The organism is Amycolatopsis sp. NPDC051061 (assembly GCF_040682935.1).
Classification (GTDB): Bacteria; Actinomycetota; Actinomycetes; order Mycobacteriales; family Pseudonocardiaceae; genus Amycolatopsis.
This window is the reverse complement of the sequence record NZ_JBFBBZ010000046.1, coordinates 12,433-29,999: the sequence shown is the minus strand read 5'-3', so window position 1 is coordinate 29,999 and position 17,567 is coordinate 12,433. Positions and strand designations below refer to the sequence as shown.

At 71.2% G+C, this 17,567-nt stretch carries 17 protein-coding genes; 9 read left to right on the top strand and 8 right to left on the bottom strand.

Features of this window, described 5'->3' with window-relative positions; all coding sequences use genetic code 11:
• Position 1 precedes the first annotated feature (1 nt).
• The 5 genes from AB0N03_RS41075 to AB0N03_RS41055 all read left to right on the top strand — a co-directional run bounded on the left by AB0N03_RS41075 (position 2) and on the right by AB0N03_RS41055 (position 4,363).
• The gene (locus AB0N03_RS41075; protein WP_364384309.1) at positions 2 to 835 is read left to right on the top strand and encodes an NAD(P)-dependent oxidoreductase; all 834 of its coding nucleotides are present in this window, start codon (positions 2 to 4) and stop codon (positions 833 to 835) included.
• The gene (locus AB0N03_RS41070; protein WP_364384306.1) at positions 832 to 1,434 is read left to right on the top strand and encodes a TetR/AcrR family transcriptional regulator; all 603 of its coding nucleotides are present in this window, start codon (positions 832 to 834) and stop codon (positions 1,432 to 1,434) included. The genes AB0N03_RS41075 and AB0N03_RS41070 overlap by 4 nt, the downstream gene beginning before the upstream one ends.
• Positions 1,435 to 1,630: 196 nt before the next feature.
• Complete coding sequence (locus tag AB0N03_RS41065) at positions 1,631 to 1,888, top strand: hypothetical protein (protein WP_364384304.1); 258 nt, start codon at positions 1,631 to 1,633, stop codon at positions 1,886 to 1,888.
• 86 nt (positions 1,889 to 1,974) lie between these two features.
• The gene (gene murJ, locus AB0N03_RS41060; RefSeq protein WP_364384301.1) at positions 1,975 to 3,756 is read left to right on the top strand and encodes a murein biosynthesis integral membrane protein MurJ; all 1,782 of its coding nucleotides are present in this window, start codon (positions 1,975 to 1,977) and stop codon (positions 3,754 to 3,756) included.
• 127 nt (positions 3,757 to 3,883) lie between these two features.
• Positions 3,884 to 4,363: a hypothetical protein gene (locus AB0N03_RS41055; protein WP_364384299.1), complete on the top strand. Its 480-nt coding sequence runs from the start codon at positions 3,884 to 3,886 to the stop codon at positions 4,361 to 4,363.
• Here the strand turns inward: AB0N03_RS41055 and AB0N03_RS41050 are convergent.
• Both AB0N03_RS41050 and AB0N03_RS41045 read right to left on the bottom strand, forming a co-directional pair.
• Complete coding sequence (locus AB0N03_RS41050) at positions 4,327 to 5,700, bottom strand: cytosine permease (RefSeq protein WP_364384296.1); 1,374 nt, start codon at positions 5,698 to 5,700, stop codon at positions 4,327 to 4,329. The genes AB0N03_RS41055 and AB0N03_RS41050 overlap by 37 nt on opposite strands.
• 192 nt (positions 5,701 to 5,892) lie before the next feature.
• Positions 5,893 to 6,843 (bottom strand): chitinase, encoded by a 951-nt coding sequence (locus AB0N03_RS41045; RefSeq protein ID WP_364384293.1) that lies wholly within the window; start codon positions 6,841 to 6,843, stop codon positions 5,893 to 5,895.
• A gap of 340 nt (positions 6,844 to 7,183) precedes the next feature.
• On the opposite strand from AB0N03_RS41045, the gene AB0N03_RS41040 reads away from it, so the two are divergent.
• Positions 7,184 to 8,446 carry a GGDEF domain-containing protein gene (locus AB0N03_RS41040; protein WP_364384290.1) on the top strand — a complete coding sequence of 421 codons (1,263 nt, stop codon included), beginning with the start codon at positions 7,184 to 7,186 and terminating at the stop codon, positions 8,444 to 8,446.
• A gap of 97 nt (positions 8,447 to 8,543) precedes the next feature.
• Complete coding sequence (locus AB0N03_RS41035) at positions 8,544 to 9,023, top strand: hypothetical protein (RefSeq protein ID WP_364384287.1); 480 nt, start codon at positions 8,544 to 8,546, stop codon at positions 9,021 to 9,023.
• 3 nt (positions 9,024 to 9,026) lie between these two features.
• Here the strand turns inward: AB0N03_RS41035 and AB0N03_RS41030 are convergent, their stop codons facing one another.
• Positions 9,027 to 9,989, bottom strand: coding sequence for a 2-oxoglutarate and iron-dependent oxygenase domain-containing protein (locus tag AB0N03_RS41030; RefSeq protein WP_364384284.1), 963 nt, complete (start codon positions 9,987 to 9,989; stop codon positions 9,027 to 9,029).
• A gap of 24 nt (positions 9,990 to 10,013) precedes the next feature.
• Positions 10,014 to 10,472 carry a nucleoside deaminase gene (locus AB0N03_RS41025; protein ID WP_364384281.1) on the bottom strand — a complete coding sequence of 153 codons (459 nt, stop codon included), beginning with the start codon at positions 10,470 to 10,472 and terminating at the stop codon, positions 10,014 to 10,016.
• A 102-nt stretch (positions 10,473 to 10,574) separates the two neighbouring features.
• On the opposite strand from AB0N03_RS41025, the gene AB0N03_RS41020 reads away from it, so the two are divergent.
• Positions 10,575 to 11,531: a YafY family protein gene (locus tag AB0N03_RS41020; protein WP_364384278.1), complete on the top strand. Its 957-nt coding sequence runs from the start codon at positions 10,575 to 10,577 to the stop codon at positions 11,529 to 11,531.
• Here the strand turns inward: AB0N03_RS41020 and AB0N03_RS41015 are convergent.
• Together AB0N03_RS41015 and AB0N03_RS41010 are read right to left on the bottom strand one after the other, a co-directional pair.
• The gene (locus AB0N03_RS41015; protein ID WP_364384275.1) at positions 11,528 to 12,619 is read right to left on the bottom strand and encodes a winged helix DNA-binding domain-containing protein; all 1,092 of its coding nucleotides are present in this window, start codon (positions 12,617 to 12,619) and stop codon (positions 11,528 to 11,530) included. The two genes, AB0N03_RS41020 and AB0N03_RS41015, sit on opposite strands and share 4 nt — an antisense overlap.
• Positions 12,616 to 13,170 carry a DinB family protein gene (locus AB0N03_RS41010; RefSeq protein ID WP_364384272.1) on the bottom strand — a complete coding sequence of 185 codons (555 nt, stop codon included), beginning with the start codon at positions 13,168 to 13,170 and terminating at the stop codon, positions 12,616 to 12,618. The genes AB0N03_RS41015 and AB0N03_RS41010 overlap by 4 nt, the downstream gene beginning before the upstream one ends.
• Positions 13,171 to 13,232: 62 nt before the next feature.
• On the opposite strand from AB0N03_RS41010, the gene AB0N03_RS41005 reads away from it, so the two are divergent.
• Positions 13,233 to 14,177: a YafY family protein gene (locus tag AB0N03_RS41005; protein ID WP_364384269.1), complete on the top strand. Its 945-nt coding sequence runs from the start codon at positions 13,233 to 13,235 to the stop codon at positions 14,175 to 14,177.
• Here AB0N03_RS41005 and AB0N03_RS41000 read toward each other — a convergent pair.
• Positions 14,167 to 14,799 (bottom strand): TetR/AcrR family transcriptional regulator, encoded by a 633-nt coding sequence (locus AB0N03_RS41000; RefSeq protein WP_364384266.1) that lies wholly within the window; start codon positions 14,797 to 14,799, stop codon positions 14,167 to 14,169. The two genes, AB0N03_RS41005 and AB0N03_RS41000, sit on opposite strands and share 11 nt — an antisense overlap.
• 710 nt (positions 14,800 to 15,509) lie before the next feature.
• A complete protein-coding gene (locus AB0N03_RS40995; protein WP_364384263.1) occupies positions 15,510 to 16,562 on the bottom strand; it encodes an EcsC family protein in 1,053 nt (350 codons plus the stop codon).
• Positions 16,563 to 17,567 lie beyond the last annotated feature (1,005 nt).

Sequence of the window (17,567 nt, the reverse complement as noted above, 5' to 3'; positions counted from 1 at the left end):
CATGTCCACCTTGGACGGCAAGACGATCATCATGTCCGGCGGCAGCCGCGGCATCGGCGAGGCGATCGCGCTCCGCGCCGCGAAGGACGGCGCGAACGTGGCGCTCCTGGCCAAGACCGCCGAGCCGCACCCGAAGCTGCCCGGCACGATCTACACCGCCGCGGAGGCGATCGAGAAGGCGGGCGGGCACGCGCTGCCGATCCTCGGTGACGTCCGCGACGACGACGGTGTCGCCGCAGCGGTGGCGAAGACCGTCGAGCAGTTCGGCGGCATCGACATCGTCGTGAACAACGCCAGCGCGATCGACCTGACGCCGACCGAGCAGGTCAGCATGAAGCGCTACGACCTGATGCAGGACATCAACGCGCGCGGCACGTTCCTGCTGTCCAAACTGGCCATCCCGCACCTGCGGAAAGCGGCCAACGCGCACATCCTGACGCTGTCGCCGCCGATCAGCCTCGATGAGAAGTGGTTCACCGCCGGGCACCTCGCGTACAGCATCGCGAAGTACTCGATGAGCCTGGTGACGGTCGGGCTCGCGGCCGAACTCAAGAAGGACGGCGTCGCGGTCAACTCCCTGTGGCCGCGGACGACCATCGACACGGCGGCGATCCGCAACGTCGTCGGCGCCGAACTGGCCGACCGCAGCCGGACGCCGGAGATCATGGCCGACGCCGCGTACGCGATCCTCGCCAAGCCGAGCCGCGAGGCGACCGGGAACTTCTTCCTCGACGACGAGGTGCTGCGCGCTTCGGGGGTGACCGACTTTTCGAAGTACCGCATCGGCGGCTCGGAGGAGGACCTCCAGCTCGACTTCTGGGTCGACCCGGCTTGACCGGCGTCCGCGAACCCCAGCAGGAACGCAGCCGCACGACGCGGCGGCGGCTGATCGAGGCCGCGCTCGACGGCTTCGGCGAGCGCGGCTGGCACGGCGTGACGGTGGCCGGGATCGCCGAGCGCGCCGGCGTCTCGCGCGGCGCGGCCCAGCACCACTTCCCGACGCGGGAGGACCTCGTCGTGGCGGCGGTCGACCTGCTCGGCGAGTCGCAGATCGACGAGCTGCGCGCCAAGGCCGCGGACCTGCCGAGCGGGGCGCCGCGCATCGAGCGCGTCGTCGAGATGGTGCTGAACCTCTACACCGGGCCGCTGTTCCGCGCGGCCCTGCAGCTGTGGTCGGTGGCGGCGACCGACGAGGCGCTGCGGGACGTGCTGGTGCCCCTGGAGGCGCGCGTCGGGCGCGAGGCGCACCGGGTGACGGTGGAGCTCCTCGGCGTCGACGAGTCCCGCCCGGGGGTGCGCGAACTGGTCCAGGCCACTCTCGACCTCGCCCGCGGACTGGGGCTGGCCAACCTGCTCACCGATGACACCCGGCGCCGGCGGCAGATCGTCCGCGAGTGGGCCGGCACCTTGGAGTTGCGGCTGAACGGCGGCTGAGCCGCATCCACTGGCCCGTGCCGGACGCTCGTGTGAAGCCGGCACCGCCTGTCGGCGCATCCGGGCTGCCGTTCACCGCGTCGACGACCAATCCGGAACCGCACCCGCGTCCGAAACGTCATAGTGCCGTAAGTAACACAATCGGCCCAATGGGCGAATGACTGGTTGTAGCGATTTCTCCAAGGAAGGCAGTCCGGTGTCCGGTTCAGGAGTCGAGCTCACCCACCGCGCGATGGCGATGCTGAAGGCGGTGGCAGCAGGCCGTGCGCAGATGTCGTGCAGCTGCGAGCCCGACCTCTTCATCGACGGATTCGCCTGTTGCGATCAGATGACGGCTCACGCACTGGCCCACGGCGGCTACCTGCGTCCCGCCGCCGACGCCGCCACCGGGCGCGTCCCGGCCGAGCTGACCGAGGCCGGCCGCGCCGCGCTGGAGATCACCCTCGCCGCCTGAGCACCTGCACGTGCGTCACCGAGCGTCGTGCCGTCGAACGGCTGTTCGGTCTCCCGTGGGCGATCGCGACCTGGCAGGCTTGAGCCATGGCGGAACCCCCACCACCGGTGGACGACGAGGCGACGGTCTTCCTCCCCAGCGAGCTGCGCGGCGCCCACTGGCCGACCCGCGACCCCGACGTCTCCCGCCGGCCCTACGACGAGTTCGCCACCCAGATCGTCGCGCGGCCGCCCGCCTCGCCCGTCAGCGCCGGCCGCGGCGAAGGCGCCGGCTCGTCGCTGGCCCGCTCGAGCGGCCGGATGGCCGTCGCGTCGACCGTCAGCCGGATCACCGGGTTCGTCGCGAAGCTGCTGCTCGCCGCCGTCGTCGGCACCGGGGTGGTCAACGACTCCTTCACGGTCGCGAACACCCTGCCGAACATCGTCTTCGAGCTGCTCTTCGGCGGCGTGCTCGCCAGCGTCGTCGTGCCGCTGCTCGTCCGCTCCCAGGACGACCTGGACGGCGGCCGCGCCTACACGCAGCGCCTGATCACCATGGCCTTGGTCCTGCTGACCATCGGCACGGCCGTCGCGGTCGCGATCGCGCCGCTGTTCACCACGCTCTACATCGACAAATCGTCTCCGACGGCCAACCCGGGGCTCACCACCGCGCTCGCGTACCTGCTGCTGCCGCAGATCCTGTTCTACGGCCTCTTCGCGCTGCTCTCGGCGATCCTCAACGCGCAGAACGTCTTCGGCCCGCCCGCCTGGGCGCCGGTGCTGAACAACGTCGTCGTCACCGCCACGCTCGTCCTGTTCGCCGTGGTGCCGGGGGAGCTGACGCTCGACCCGGTCCGGATGGGCGATCGGAAGCTGCTCGTGCTCGGCCTCGGCACCACGCTCGGCATCGTCGTGCAGGCCGTGGTGCTGGTCCCGGCGCTGCTGCGCACCGGGTTCCGGTTCCGCTGGCGCTGGGGTTTCGACCCGCGGATCAAGGAGTTCGGCGGGCTCGCCGCGTGGATCCTCGGCTACGTCGTGGTCAGCCACGTCGGTTTCGTCGTCACCACCCGCGTGCTGACGCACGGGACCAGCGGCGGCGTCACGGCCTACAGCTACGCGTCCCTGCTCTTCCAGCTCCCGTACGGCATCCTCGGCGTCTCGCTGCTGACCGCGCTGATGCCGCGGATGAGCCGCGCGGCCGCGGACGGCGACACGGTCTCGCTCGTCGGCGACCTCTCGCTCGCCTCCCGCATCTCGACGGTGCTGTTCGTGCCGATCTCCGCCGTGCTGGCCGTGGTCGGCACGCCGGTCGGCATCGCGATCTTCACCTGGGGCCGCGGCACCCTCGACGACGCCGAGCGCCTCGGCCAGACCCTCGCCGTCTCCGCCGTCGGGCTGCTGCCCTTCGCGCTGGTCATGTTGCAGCTGCGGGTGTTCTACGCGATGAAGGACGCGCGCACGCCCACGCTGATCATGCTCGTGATGACCGCTGTGAAGATCCCGCTGCTGCTGCTCTGCCGCGGCCTGCTCGACGGCCAGCACATCGTCCTCGGCGTGATGCTCGTGAACGGCGCGGGGTTCGTCGTCGGGGCCGTCCTCGGCCAGGTCTGGCTCTGGGTCCGGCTCGGGCACCTGCGCAGCAAGCGATCCCTGCGGGTCGGGCTGATCACCCTGTCCGTGAGCGCGCTCGGCGCGGGGGCCGCGGTGCTCGCCGGCTACGCCGTGCCCGGATCGCTGGGCGTGATCCCGGCCGCGTGGGTGAAACTGCCCGTCCAGACCTTGCTCGGGATGGTCGTCCCGTTCGGGTTGCTGGCCTTGCTGAGGCTCCCGGAGTTCACTCCCGTGACCCGGCGCGTGAGCGCTCTCCTGCGGCGGTTCGCCCCTCGTTGACGACTACGGCCGGGAGCACGATCCGGATGTCTCGAAACGGTAACGAGACCGCTGCGATCAGCGCGTTTACATTTCCGGCGCGGCTTTCTACGATCCATCCGGATCAGCGATGGGGTGGAGGGCGTGCATGACGCGCAGGGCACGCAGGCGGCGGGACCGGGTCACGGTCGACGAACTGCTGCGGGAGGCCGGGGCGCGGCCGCGGAAACCCGGTTCGCGCTCGGCCGCGGCGGCCGCCCGGCGGGAACCCGGCGCCGAGCCGCGCGGCGCGGCCGGCCGGATCGCGCTGGCGTCGGCGGTGATCGTGGTGCTCGGCGGTCTCGTGCTCGCCCTGGCGACGCGGACCGAGCCCGTCCCGGGGTCCACGCAGTTCCCGCAGCTGCAGCCGGCCACCGGCGTCCCGACGTCGACCGTGCTCGCCGCGCCGACGCAGACGACGACACCGTCGCCGGTGGTCATGCACGCGCGCCAGACGCCGACCCCCACGCCGACCGTGACGGTCGACCTGCCGCCGTCACCGACGACGACGGTCACCCTCCCGACGTTCACCCCGGACTACCGGTGCTACCCCTACGGCTGCCGTCGCGACGGGACTCCGGTGCGCTGACGCCGGAGCAGCAGGTAAGTCCCGGCGGCGAGCACGAACCCGGCGGCGAACGTCAGATCGCCGGTGCCGGGCACCGCTTTCGGGATCGGCGCGGTGTAGAGCGCCTGGTTGGCGAACAGCCCGACGGAAACCACCAGCCCGACGAGGAACGCGGTGAACCCCGCGACGTTCCGGTGACGCCGGTCGGCGAGCAGCTCACCGAACCCGGTGCCGCGGCGCAGGTGGTGGTCGGCCAGCAGCACGCCCAGCCACGGGCCGATCCAGTAGGCGATGACCAGCAGGAAGTTCTCGTACGCGTGCCCGGCGTCGGCGAGCCCCAGCCAGGCCAGCACGAACCCGACCGCGCCGAACGCGAGCGCGACGACGGCGCGGCGCCACGCCAGCGGCAGCTTGATCCCGAGGGCGAGGAAGGCGAGCGCGCCGGAGTAGACGTTGAGGACGTTCGCGGCGACGGCGCCGAGCGTGATCGCCAGCAGCGTCGCGGCGGCGAGGAAGCCGGGCAGGTGCCCGGTGAACGCCGTCGTGGGGTTGTCGTCGGCCGGGCCGGCGATGGTCGTCGAGGCGGCGCCGACGAGCATCAGGATCGTGGTGGAGAGGAACAGGCCACTGCCGGCGTAGAGGCCGATCGCGCGTCGTGACGCGGTTTTCGGCAGGTAGCGCGTGTAGTCGGCGGCGTAGGGGTTCCAGCCGGCGGTGTAGCCGAACGCGGTGCCGACGGCCAGGAGGAAACCGCCCACGCTGCCGGAGGCGGTGGTGGCGCCCGACTTCCCGAAGATGACGACGCTCGCGACGGCGAACACGACGGCGAGGACGGCGAAGACGTACTTTTCGTACGCCTGGACGAGGTTGTGCCCGAAGAACGCGATGACGATCTGCAGGGCGACGACGAGCACGAGGCAGGCGACGGTGGGGAGCCCGGTGAGGCTGGCGAGCGCGAAGGCCCCGCTGACGCTGTTGACGGCGAACCAGCCGACGCCGGCCATGACCGACATGAGCGCGGCGGGCACCAGGTTCCCGCGGTAGCCGAACGCGGCCCGGCCGAGCACCATCTGCGGCACGCCGTAACGGGGGCCGCGGGCACTCAGGACGCCGTGGGCCAGGGACCCGAGCCCGTTCCCGACGACGGCGGCGAGCGCGGCCTGGGTGAAGGAGAGCCCGAACGCGGTGACGGCGAGGACGCCGACGAAGATCGTGGCGAACTCGAGGTTGGGGGAGGCCCAGGTCCAGGCCAGTTGCCGGGGCCTGCCGTGGCGGTCGGCGTCGGCGACGGGTTCGACCCCGCCGGGTTCGACGGCGACGACCTTGTCGCCGTAGCCGGGGTGCTCGGTGCTCGCCATGCGAAGACGGTAGGCGACGAAGATTGCGGCGGTGTGACGGAATCCGGTTCCCGGTCACCGGAACGGCTGCCGCTCACCGGAACCCGGATTCCGGCTCGGCCGGGTTCCCGCTCACCGGAACCCGCGAAGGCCCCCTCACCGGCCCCGATGCCGGTGAGAGGGCCTTCGACAGCCCCACTACGGGCTCAGGCGTCAGCCGGCGTACCCGGCGACGATCTTCGTGAACGCGTACTTGTCCTGCGTGATGCCGCTGCACTCGCCGCCACCGCTGCAGTCGCGGTTGGTGGCCCAGAACGTGAAGCGGGCCAGGTGGTGGCTCGTCGCGTAGCCGCGGATCGAGGTGAAGTTCGCGACTGTGACCGTCTCGCCCGCGTTGTCGGTCTTGCCGTTCATCGAGGAGAGGCCGCTGTGCCGGTAGGCGGTGTCGTCGTTCCAGCCGAAGGTGGTCTTGAGCTGGTTCTTCAGCCCGTCGACCGCGGACTTCGTCAGCGCGGCCATGTCGCCGCCGCTGGAGAAGTCGAACGGCATGACCGACCAGACGTCGACGCCCGCGCCGATCGCCTTGGCCTGGTTGATCAGGCGCTTGCCCCAGCTGTCGGGGCCGGTCGTCGTGGTGCCGATGGTGATGACGACCTTCAGGTTCGGGTTCTTCTGCTTGGTCAGCTTGACCGCGTTGAGGATGCGGTCCTGCACCGTGTTGTTCTGGAACTCGTCGGTGTTCTCGATGTCGAGGTCGATCGCCTTGAGGCCGTAGGCGTCGATCACCTTCTGGTACGCGCCGGCCAGCGCCGACGCCGACGTGCACTTCGAGCCCAGCTTCGTACCGGACCAGCCGCCGAAGGAGGGGATCACGTCCCCGCCCGCGTTGCGGATGTTCTGGATCATCGTCTTGTCCGAGCCGGTCAGCGAACGGCTGCCGTCCCACTTCGGGTTGCAGGTGCCGTCGGACAGGACGAACGCGAGGGTAAACGCTTTCACGCCGGTGGCGGACATCGCCGCGGTGGGGCTGGTCTGCCCGCCCCGCTGGTACAGGTACGGCGATGCGAGCACCGGGTCGACCGCGGCCATCGCCGGCGGGGCGAGGCCGATCGCCGTCGCCATCGCGGCTCCGGCCGCGACCGCGAGGGTGACCAGACGGCGCACTGGGGTCGCCGATCGAGCCGAAAGCAGGCCGCCCCTCGAGCGACGGGCAACCGTTGCCACGAAATTGTCCGGCCGTGGCTGTGGATGGATCGGCGATGAACGATGCAGCATGGGGGTCCTCCAAACGTGCTGGATGGAGCACCTCCGGTTTGAGGCGGCGGGATCAACCCGGGAGGAGCGCTGTGTGCCACCACACAGTGGACTAGACCAATGTTGGATGTCAACCCTCCGAGGGGCGGAAATATGACTTACCGTGCGCACCCGGCTCCCCAGCGTCGGCGACGTGAGATTCCCCTGAAGGCGGAGTGACAGCGCCCGCCATTCCGGCTACTTTGCCGAAATGGTGGGGGATTCGGTCGCCGCCGGCGGGGGACGCCGCCGGTTCCTGCCCGCCTTCGTCCTGCAGCGCTGGGCGCTGTGGCGGCTGCCGCGCCGCGGCCAGGTCCTCTACCTCGTCGCGATCGACGTCCTCGCCGTCGCCGCCGCGGTGCTCGCCGCCCTCCGGTTCCCGCCGCTCGCCGCCATGCTGACGCCGTTCGCGCTGCTCCTGGGCGGGATGCTGGTGTCGGCCGAGCTCGCGCGCACGGTGGAGCGCCACCGCGAGGACACCCTCCTCGGCCCCGGCGTCGACACCCCGTGGCTCTTCGCCGGGGTGCTGGTCCTCCGGCCGGGCCTCGCCGTCGCGCTGGTCGTGCTCGCCGCGCTGCACCAGTGGTTCCGGGTCCGCAGAAGACCCGTCTACCGGCAGGTGTTCGGCGCCGCCGCGACGGCGCTGGCCGCCCTCGTCGCCGGCGCGTTCCTCACCGCGACCGGCGTCCGGCCGCTCGGCGAGGTCCTCGACGTCCGGACCGTCGTCCTGCTGACCGTCTCCGGGGTAGTGTTCCTGGCGGTGAACGCCGCGCTCGTGACCGCCGCCGACGGTCCCCGTCGTCCCTCGGCGGCTCTTCCCGGACACGCTTTCGACGCCGCGATGACCGGCTTCGCGTTGCCGCTCGCCTGGGCCGTCGAAGCCGCGCCGGCGCTGGTCCCGGTGCTGGCCGGCGTCACCGTCGTGCTGCACCGCGGCGGGCTGGGCCGCGGCCGCCGCGACCACGTCACCCTCGATCCCGGCACCGGCGTGCTGACCGCGGCGTCGTGGCGCGGCGCCGCCGAAGCCGAGCTGGACCGGCTCGGCCGCCACGGCCCGGGCCAGGCCGTGCTGCTGCTCGACCTCGACCACTTCCGCCAGCTCAACGACCGCTACGGCGCCCGCGTCGGCGACGCGGTCCTGCGCGCGGTCGCCGATACCTTGCGCGACGAGGTCCGGGCCGCGGATCTCGTGGGCCGCTCCGGCGGCGAGGAGTTCGCGGTGCTGCTGCCGGGCACCGGCCGCTTCGACGCGCTGGCGATCGCCGAGCGCATCCGGCTGCGGATCGCGTCGACGCTGGTGGCCCTCAAGGCGTCGGGCGACGGGCCGCAGTTCGTCGGCGTGACGGTGTCGATCGGGGTCGCGGGCTGCGCGGACCGGCTGCTGGCGGACGCTTTGCTCGCGGCGGAGACGGCGGTGCTGCGCGCGAAGGCGGCGGGCCGCAATCGCACGATCTGCGCCGAGCCGGCGTCGTGATCCGACCGTTAGCTCGGCCGTACAACCGGCAATACCGCTGAGCGTCTTATTAGGCAGGAAGGCGGCGAGGGGCCGCCGGGGGAATTCAGGGGGAACAATGTTTTCGTTTCGTCGTGCCACGGGCATCGCGACCATGGTGATGGCGGCGGCGATTCTGTCGGCTTGCACCGGTCCGCAGGATTCCGCTTCGAATGGCGTACCGGCCACGACACCGACGACACCGACGACACCGGTGGCGACGACGGCCGCCGCCGCTCCCGTTCAGGCCACCACGCCGGTGCAGGTGGTGAAGCCGGCGCCGACCAAGGTGAGCGCTTGTGCCTCGGCGACCAAAGCCACGCTGGAAGCCGCGCTCAAGGCGAACAAGGAATTGTCCGGTGCACTGGTCGTCGACAGCAAAGGTCTGCAGCGCATCAAGTGCGCGACGCCCTGGGCTTTCGCGCACTTCACCAATGACATCGACGGTGGCAGCGTTTTGTTCACCTATCGGAACGGAACCTGGATCGCGCGGACCGGGGGCACCGGGGAATTGTGCGAAGAGGTCCCGGCCGCGATCGCCGAGCAGATCTGTTCCTGACGGTCAGGTGACCGTGATGGCGTTGAGCTTCTCCCGCAGGTAGTCCGAAGCGATCACCTCGGGATACGTCGTCTTGCCCAGCGGCGGCGCCAGCGACGTGATCCGCGCGTCGTGGTCGGTCTCGTAGAAGAAGATCAACGACACCAGGTCCTCGTCGGGAGCCGAGGCGGCGGGTGGCAGGACGCGGTGGCGCGTCGAACGCCACCGGTCGCCCGTCCAGCGGGCCATCAGGTCGCCGATGTTGACCGTGAACGCGTCCGGGTGGAACGGCGCGTCCGCCCACTCGCCGCCGGCCGTGCATACCTGCAGCCCGCCGACCCCGGCCTGGCGGTCGAGCACCGTCACCGTGCCGAAGTCGGTGTGCGGGCCGATCCGGAACTGCTCCGGCTCGGGCGCGCCGACGTGGGTCATCGGCGGGTACCAGTTGATGTTGAACGTGTACGTCGGGTGCGCGGTGTGGCGCGTGAAGTGGCTCTCGGCCAGGCCGAGCGCCGCGGCGAAGATCTCCAGCAGGTGATCCGACAGCGCCCGCATCCGGCGCATGTACTCCGTGGCCGCCTCGGCGAGCCCCGGCACCTCGGCCGGCCAGACGTTGGCCTGGAACCAGAAGCCGTCGACCTCGGCGACGCCCACGCCGAGGTCGGCGCCGGCGGAGTACGACTCCTTGAGGTCCGGCGGCGTCTCGGTGCCCTCGGCGTAGCCGTTGGCTTCGACGCCCGGCGGCAGCCAGCCGCGGCCGCCGACGGTCACGGCGTAGCGCTGCTTGACGTCCTCGGGCAGCGCGAAGAACTCCCGCGCCAGCTCACGCGTCCGGCGGCGCAGGTCGTCCGCGATGCCGTGCCCGGTGACCAGCAGGAACCCGGACTCGCGCAGCGCGCGGTCGACCTGCCCGGCCACGTCGGCGCGGCCCTCGGACGTGCCCGCGAACCACGGTGAGAGGTCCACGAGCGGAACGGTTGACGGCATACCGGCTCCTCAACAAACACTGTCCTATTCGGACTTCTCGACCCCGATGTCCTCGAACCACAGGTCCGGGCGCGCGGCGATGAACTCCGTCATCAGCGCGGTGCACGCGGGGTCGTCGAGCAGGGTGATCTCCACGCCGAGCCCGGCGAGCCAGTCGTGCCCGCCGTGGAACGTCTCCGCCTCGCCGATGATGACGCGCCCGATCCCGAACTGACGGACGAGCCCGGAGCAGTACCAGCACGGCGAAAGCGTCGTGACCATGATCGTGTCGCGGTAGTGCGGACGGCGCCCGGCGTTGCGGAACGCCGAGGTCTCGGCGTGCATCGAGGGGTCGTCGTCCTGCACGCGCCGGTTGTGCCCGCGGCCCAGCAGCGTGCCCGCGGTGTCGAACAGCGCGGCCCCGATCGGCACGCCGCCCTCGGCCTTGCCCAGCTCGGCTTCTTCTCGGGCGACGGCGAGCAGGGCGCCAGGGTCGATCGGCATGCGTCACTCTTTCCGCCGGACCCGGTCCGTGGCAAGTGGTCAGCCACGTCCGAGGTGGATCGAGGACCGGAACTGTCCTCGATGTCTGGCACACTGCGTCCCATGTACGGGACATCGGAACGCCTGCTCAGGCTGCTTTCGCTGCTGCAGGCCCGGCGCGACTGGCCGGGCGGCGACCTCGCGGCGCGGCTCGAGGTCGACGTCCGCACGATCCGCCGGGACGTCGAGCGGCTGCGTTCCCTCGGCTACCCGGTGCACGCGACCTCGGGCGTCGCGGGCGGCTACCGGCTCGGCGCGGGCGCCGCGCTCCCGCCGCTGCTGCTGGACGACGACGAGGCCGTCGCGGTCGCGGTCGGCCTGCGCACGGCGGCGAGCGGCACGGTCAGCGGCATCGAGGAGACGTCGGTGCGCGCGCTGGCGAAGCTGGAACAGGTGCTGCCGGCGCGGCTGCGTCCGCGGGTGGGCGCGCTGCAGGCGGCGACGGTGTCGCTCCCGGGCGGCGGTCCGACAGTCGACGCTTCGGTGCTGACCGCGATCGCGTCGGCCTGCCGTGACCACGAGCGGCTGCGCTTCGGCTACGGCGACCGCGCGGGCACGGAGACGGAACGGTCGGTCGAGCCCCTGCGGCTGGTCCACACCGGGCGACGCTGGTACCTGGTGGCGTTCGACCTGGACCGCGACGGCTGGCGCACGTTCCGCGTGGACCGCATCACCGGCGTGCCGGCGCCGAGCTTCCGGTTCACGCCGCGCGAACCCCCGGCGGAGGACCTGGCGGCGTACGTGTCGCGGCAGATTTCGATGGCGCCGTACCCGGTCCAGCTGGTGCTGCGGGTGGCGGCCCCGGCGTCGGAGCTGTCCCGCCGGGTGCCGCCGACGAGCGGCGCGGTGGAGCCGATCGACGAGCACAGCTGCCGGGTCCGCACCGGGGCGAACACCCTGGACACGGTGCCGTACTACCTGGCCCAGTGGGGGTACGACTTCGTGGTGGAGGAGGCACCGCCGGGTCTGGTGGAGCGGCTGCGGGAGGTGGCCGAGCGCTTCGCCCGGGCGGTCGGTTAGCTCGCTTCGACGCGGAGGCGATCACTTTCGCCGTCGGAAAGGAACGACGCCAGCTCGCCACCCTCCTCGGTCACCGCGGTGCGTTCGGGCTTGGTCAGCCGCCGCAACGGCTTCACCACCACCACCGCGTCGGCGGCCGCCGACCAGATCGCCGAGACCCGGCCGTCCACCAGCACCACCCGCTCGCCCGCGACCGATACCCCTCGATGGGCGTCGTCGATGACGCGGGTCCGGTCGTCGTACCCGAGGATCGTGTTGTCGAACGCCGGCAGGAACCGCACCGGCGCCGGCGTGTCCGGGTCCGGCCGCGGTGCGTCCGGCAGGTCGAGCAGCTCGCGGCCCCGCTCGTCGCGGAACACCACCAGTTCGTCGCGTACCGCCTTCACCGCCGCCGGCAGTCCCGTCAAGCCGCTCCACGCGCGCAGATCCGCCGTCGCTGCCGGCCCGAACGCGGCCAAGTAGCGCTTCAGCAGCGCCTGTCCGACCCCGTCGTCCGGGTCGAGCGGGTCGATTTCCCGGCCCAGCCACGACGCGAGCGGCAGGTTCCGCACGCCGCCCTTCGTCCGCCACAGCCCCCGCGGCGGCAGCTGGGCCACCGGGATCAGCGCGGCGACGAGCATCTCGCCGAGCGGCCGCGGCCCGCACGAAGGCCACCGATCGCCGACCGCGCGCGCCAGCTCGCTCATCGAGCGCGGCTCGCCGTCGGCCAGGACCGCCCGGCCCGCCGCCGCGAGCTCGTCGAGGTCCACCCCGTCGAGCTCGCGGCGGTAGGTGCCGAGGACGCGCTGGCGCAGCATCGCGTCGAAGCGCGCCCGCCACGCCAGGACGTCCTCGGCGGTGAGCAGGTGGACGGTCCGGCGCATCAGGTGCGTCCGCACCACGCGCCGCCCGGCGAGCAGCTCCGACAGCGCCGCCGGGTCGAACGCGCGCAACCGCGACCACAGCCCGGTGAACGGCTCCTGCGGTTCCTGCGCCTGCAGGCCGCCGAGGTGCGCGACGGCGTCGCGCACCGGCAGGCCGGCGCGGTCGAGCAGCAGCTGCCGGGCGAGCGTCGCGCGGTTGAGCGACCGGGCGTCCAGCACCGTCACGTCGACTTCCGGCCGTCGAGCGTCTCGCGGAGGAGGTCGGCGTGGCCGGCGTGCTGGGCGGTTTCGGTGATGACGTGCAGCACGGCCCGCCGCGCGGTCCACACCGTCCCCGGCCGGTTCCAGGGCGCGTCCGGCAGCGGGTGCGTCACGGACAGGTCGGGCAGCGTGCGGATGACGTCCTCGCTACGCTTCGCGACGTCTTCGTAGCGCGCGAGCACGCCCGCCAGGGTCTCGCCGGGCTGCATGGCGAACTCGTTCTGGTGGTCGATCGCCCACTGCGGGAACTCGCGGGCGGTCCCGGCCGCCATGTCCGCCCAGGTCACGCCGTCGGGCAGGTCGTAGCGCAGGGCCGACGGGCCTTCGGCGGCGAAGCGCAGCCAGTTCTCTTCCATGGACGCGACGTGCTTGACGAGCCCGCCGACGCACAGCGCGCTGACGGTCGGCCGCGCGCCGGCCTGCTCGTCGGTGAGGCCGTTCGCAGGGGTGACGAGGGCAGCTCGAGCGGCCGCCAGCTCGGCGATGAGGTCGTCGCGTTCGGTTTCGTTGCTCATAGGACCACCTTGACAGGGGTAGCGGACAGGGTGTGTCCGCTACTGCGGGCAAGATCGGCGGTATGCCGAAAACTTCCGCGCGCCTGCTCGCCTTGCTGTCGCTGCTCCAGGCGCGCCGCGACTGGCCGGGGACGCTCCTGGCCGAGCGCTTGGAGGTGAGCGCGCGCACGGTCCGCCGCGACGTCGACCGCTTGCGGGAGCTCGGCTACCCGATCGTGGCGGCCAAGGGCCCCGACGGCGGCTACCGGCTCGGCGCGGGCGCGGACCTGCCGCCGCTGCTGTTCGACGACGAGCAGGCGGTCGCCCTGGCGGTGGCGCTGCGGACGGTCACCGGCGGCGGGATCGAGGAAGCGGCGGCGCGGGCCCTGACGACGGTCCGGCAGGTGATGCCGGCCCGGCTGCGCCACCGCGTCGACGCGCTGCACGTCACGGCGGTTTCCCCGGGGCCGCCGGTGGATCCGTCGCTGCTGGCGACGCTCAGCGCGGCGGTCCACGCGCGCGAGGTGCTGCGGTTCGGCTACGCGTCGTCGGACGCGCCGCGCCGGGCGGAGCCGCACCACCTGGTGACGCGCGGCGGGCGCTGGTACCTGGTGGCGTGGGACCTCGACCGCGCGGACTGGCGCACGTTCCGCGTCGACCGGATGACGCCGCGGACGCCCCACGGGCCGCGTTTCGAGCCGCGCGACCTGCCCGGGGGAGACGTGGCGGCGTTCGTGGCGGACCGGTTCTCGGGACGGCACGGCGGCGAGTGGTCCTGCCGGGGCGAGGTGATCCTGGACCTGCCCGCGAGCGTCGTGTCGACCTACGCCGGCGACGGCGTGGTGGAAGAATTGGCGCCCGACCGGTGCCGGCTCGTGCTGGGAGGCTGGTCGTGGGTCGGCTTGGCGGCGTCGATCGGCCGGTTCGACGCCGACGTCGAGGTCGTCGGGCCGGCGGAGCTGAGGGAAGCGTTTGCGCGGCTGGCTCGCCGCTACGCCGCGGCGGCCGACCGACCGCTCAGTCTGTGATCGGCGTCTCAGGCCGGGTCGCGCCGAGCATCCGCAGCACCAGGCCGCCGTACTCCCGGCCGAGCGCGGTCGGCGTCTGGCGGGCGCGCTCGGTGTACCAGCGGGCCACGTCGACGCCGAGGGAGAGCACGGCGCGAGCGGAAACGTAGGCGTCGGAGACGGTGAAGACGCCGGCCTCGGCGCCGTCGGTGATGACGTCGCGCACGATCCGCTCGATGCGTCGCCGCAGCTCGGCGACCACTTCGAACTCCTTCTCGGGCAGGGCCTGCAGCTCGTACTGGACGACCCGGGCGACGGTGTGGCGCCGGGCGTGCCAGGCGACGAAGTCCTCGACGATCAGGCGGATCCGTTCGACGGGATCGGACTCCTTCGCGACGACGTTCTCGACGAGGGCGAGGGTCTGCTCGTGGCCGTACCGGCTGATGGCGAACAGCAGCGCGGCCTTGGACGGAAAGTGCACGTAGAGCGCGGCGGGGCTCATCCCGGCGGCACCGGCGATGTCCCGCGTGGTGGTGGCGTGGTAGCCGCGTTTGGCGAAGGCTTCCACCCCGGCCAGCATCAACCGGCGAGCGGTCTCGGGCTGCACATCCGGCCACAGTTCGGCCGACAGCGACATCGTCATCCGGTGATCCTCCCAGACCGCACCGCCCGGGATGGCCGGCTCCGATCGCCCCCATTGTAAGCGGGCGCTTTGTCGAGAGGTTTGGGGATACATCCCCAAAATGGGGATGTCATGCCAGTGAGGCCAGCGCCCTGACGGCCGACCTCGCGGCTTGGGGTCCGCTTCAGCTGCCTACGCACCCAGCGCGGCGGCATGCAGTCGCTCACGTGCTCGTCTCCAAGGCAATCGCAGGCGAACTCGCCCGATGGCTTGGGAGGGTGAAGCGGGCAACCCGTGGCTCGGCCGGGACCTTCGGCGACGGCTCAACCAACTGCTGTTCGCCGGTCTTCGTTACTCCTACGGCCAGTGAGCGGTGACCTCCGGCCGAACGTCCGCTTCTGCCGCTGCGGGCTGAGACGAGAACCCCGACACCTCCCGTCGCGGAGTGAGTTCCCGGACCCGACCCGGCTCGAACGGGCTGCCCCCCCACCATGCGACGGGCAGGACGCACCGTTACCAGGTAGATGCGCCTTGGGCGGGCTCACCGTGATGGCAGGTCGAAGGCACCTGCCGCAGCGACCGAGTTTGCCCGCAGTGATCCGCGCTCATGTCGACGATGTGCGTAGGTCCGGCCTTGCCACTGACTGCCTTGACAACTACACGCGTGAAATGCGCGCCGCGTGCTCGAACAGAACGCCTTCCTCGAGGGGGTTTCGCATCCAGGTCAGTCGTCAGTCAGCCCGTCGGGTGTGCTGATCGTCGGCGGTCGCTTCCTCGACGATCTCCGCGATGAGGACCGTGTCGTCGCCCAGGTCGAGGTCAGCACCTTCCGTAGTCACGGTGGCATCAACCGTCTCCAGGTTGTGTTTCTCGCGCAGGAAGCGCTCGCGGTAAAGATGCTCGGCGTCCTCGGTGAGGTTGTGCAGCATCCGCGCGTTGAGTCCGGCGCCGATCGCGATGCCGAGGACCGGCACGGCCTGCCCGAGCTTCTGCTTCGTCAGCCGCACGGCGAATCGCTCGTAGAGCGCTCTGACGATCCGCGTGACGCCGTTCCTGTTCAACTGCTCCCACGTCGCCCTGCGGGCGAGGTCGTTCACGAGCTTGTTCAACTGGACGTACGCGACGCTCTTGCTGGTCTGCTGAGCCATCCCGAAGTTGAGGACGCCGAGCGCAAAGACTCTCTCCTGGGGCAACTCGGTGTCGTAGCCGTAGTACGCGGCGGTATGGGCGATCGCCCTCGTCATCGCACCCAGTACGAGCACGGCGTCGGCCGCGATCGCCGCGGCAACCGTGCCCACACCGGGTGCTGCACCGGCACCCGCGCCGAAGATGCCGCCGGCTGTCGTGAGCAATTCACCACCAGAGACTGCCAGGCCGGCGCCCGCGCCCTCGACCGCGCTGAAGGCCGTGTAGCGCAGCCCCAGACGAGGCTTGGCCTTGTCGATGTCACCCAGGCTGAGCTTGTGAATGTCGCTCAGCTCGCTGACGGCATGCCCGCGCTTGGCATAAGCTGCGACGACCGCCTTGCGTCGCAGCGTCGCCTCGCTGGTCTTGTTCACCAACGTCAGCAATCCGTCGATCGAGTTGTGGACGATCGCGGTCAGCTGTTCCGCGCCGGGCACTTGCTCGAGCCGACCCTTGGCGACCTGGCCACCCTTGACCAGGCGACCACGAACGCCCGGCGGCACCAAGCGGCGCTCGTTGACCGCCAACCGCTCGCTACGCCAGCGCTCGATATCCTGCCACGCCGCCCGCTCATACGGGCTCATCAGCTCGATACCCACGGCCACCCCCTCGATGCGAAGACCGCTCCGCCTGCTGCGGCGAACCCATGGGGCATGGTAAGTGATTCCGTTGCCGGCAGCGCCGAACAGTCAACGACAACTATCACCGTAGAGGCCGACTCCCGGCACCCCGCTAGGCAGTCTCGACGGTGCCGTCCTCCGCGACGACGTACAGGTCGATCCCGAGGCTGCGCGATTTCTGGCTTCACGCGCTGGGCTGCCCATCGCACTGAGACGGAGACGACCAGCGCGTAGCGCACAATGTCGACGTTGGGATGCATGCCTCGGAGCAGCTGACCGTAGGCACGTGCGCCCGTGGGGGCGTTCGGCGAACCAGATCATGCCAACCTTCCGGTCGCCGTTCCGCGCGGTGTAGAGGTGGTGGCCGGGTGTGGCCACACCCTCGGGTAAGAGCTCCGCGTACTCGTCGATGGCGCGCTGTAGTGCCCCGTCGGCCGGCCAGCTTTTCGCTGAAACATGAGCCTCGGCATAAGCCAGTACCGCGTCGCGCTGATATGCCGTGTATTCCTCGCTGGTCATCGGATCGAGCCGGACCTCTGCCATGGCCACCCTTCTTCTCGCGCTGCGGGCCGCGTCCAACGTATCGGTATGGGGCAGCCCAAGCCGAGTTCGCGCCGACGATCCCGGCCGACGACCGGTCTCGGGGACGACCTGCTCCGCGCCGCGGAATTGATGGCGCTCTCCGCCCACGCCAAAGTTACGGGTGCAGCTGGATCTGCTCACCAGGGCCACTGACCGGGATCTACGCCCCCGCACGGCAGGGCTCCATTCTCTTCGCGCAATGCGAGACAAGGGTGCCCGGATCCCCGACATCGTCAGAAGCTGACCGTCGAGACCGGCAAGAACGTCTGCCGACACGTGCCTGATTGACTGGCTCCGATATCTGCACAGGACGGTGAGCGTGCTTCCCCAGCGAACGCGCGCCACGCGCCACGCGGCATGGGAGTACGCGCTGAATTCGAGCAGTTGACCGTTACTCGTCAC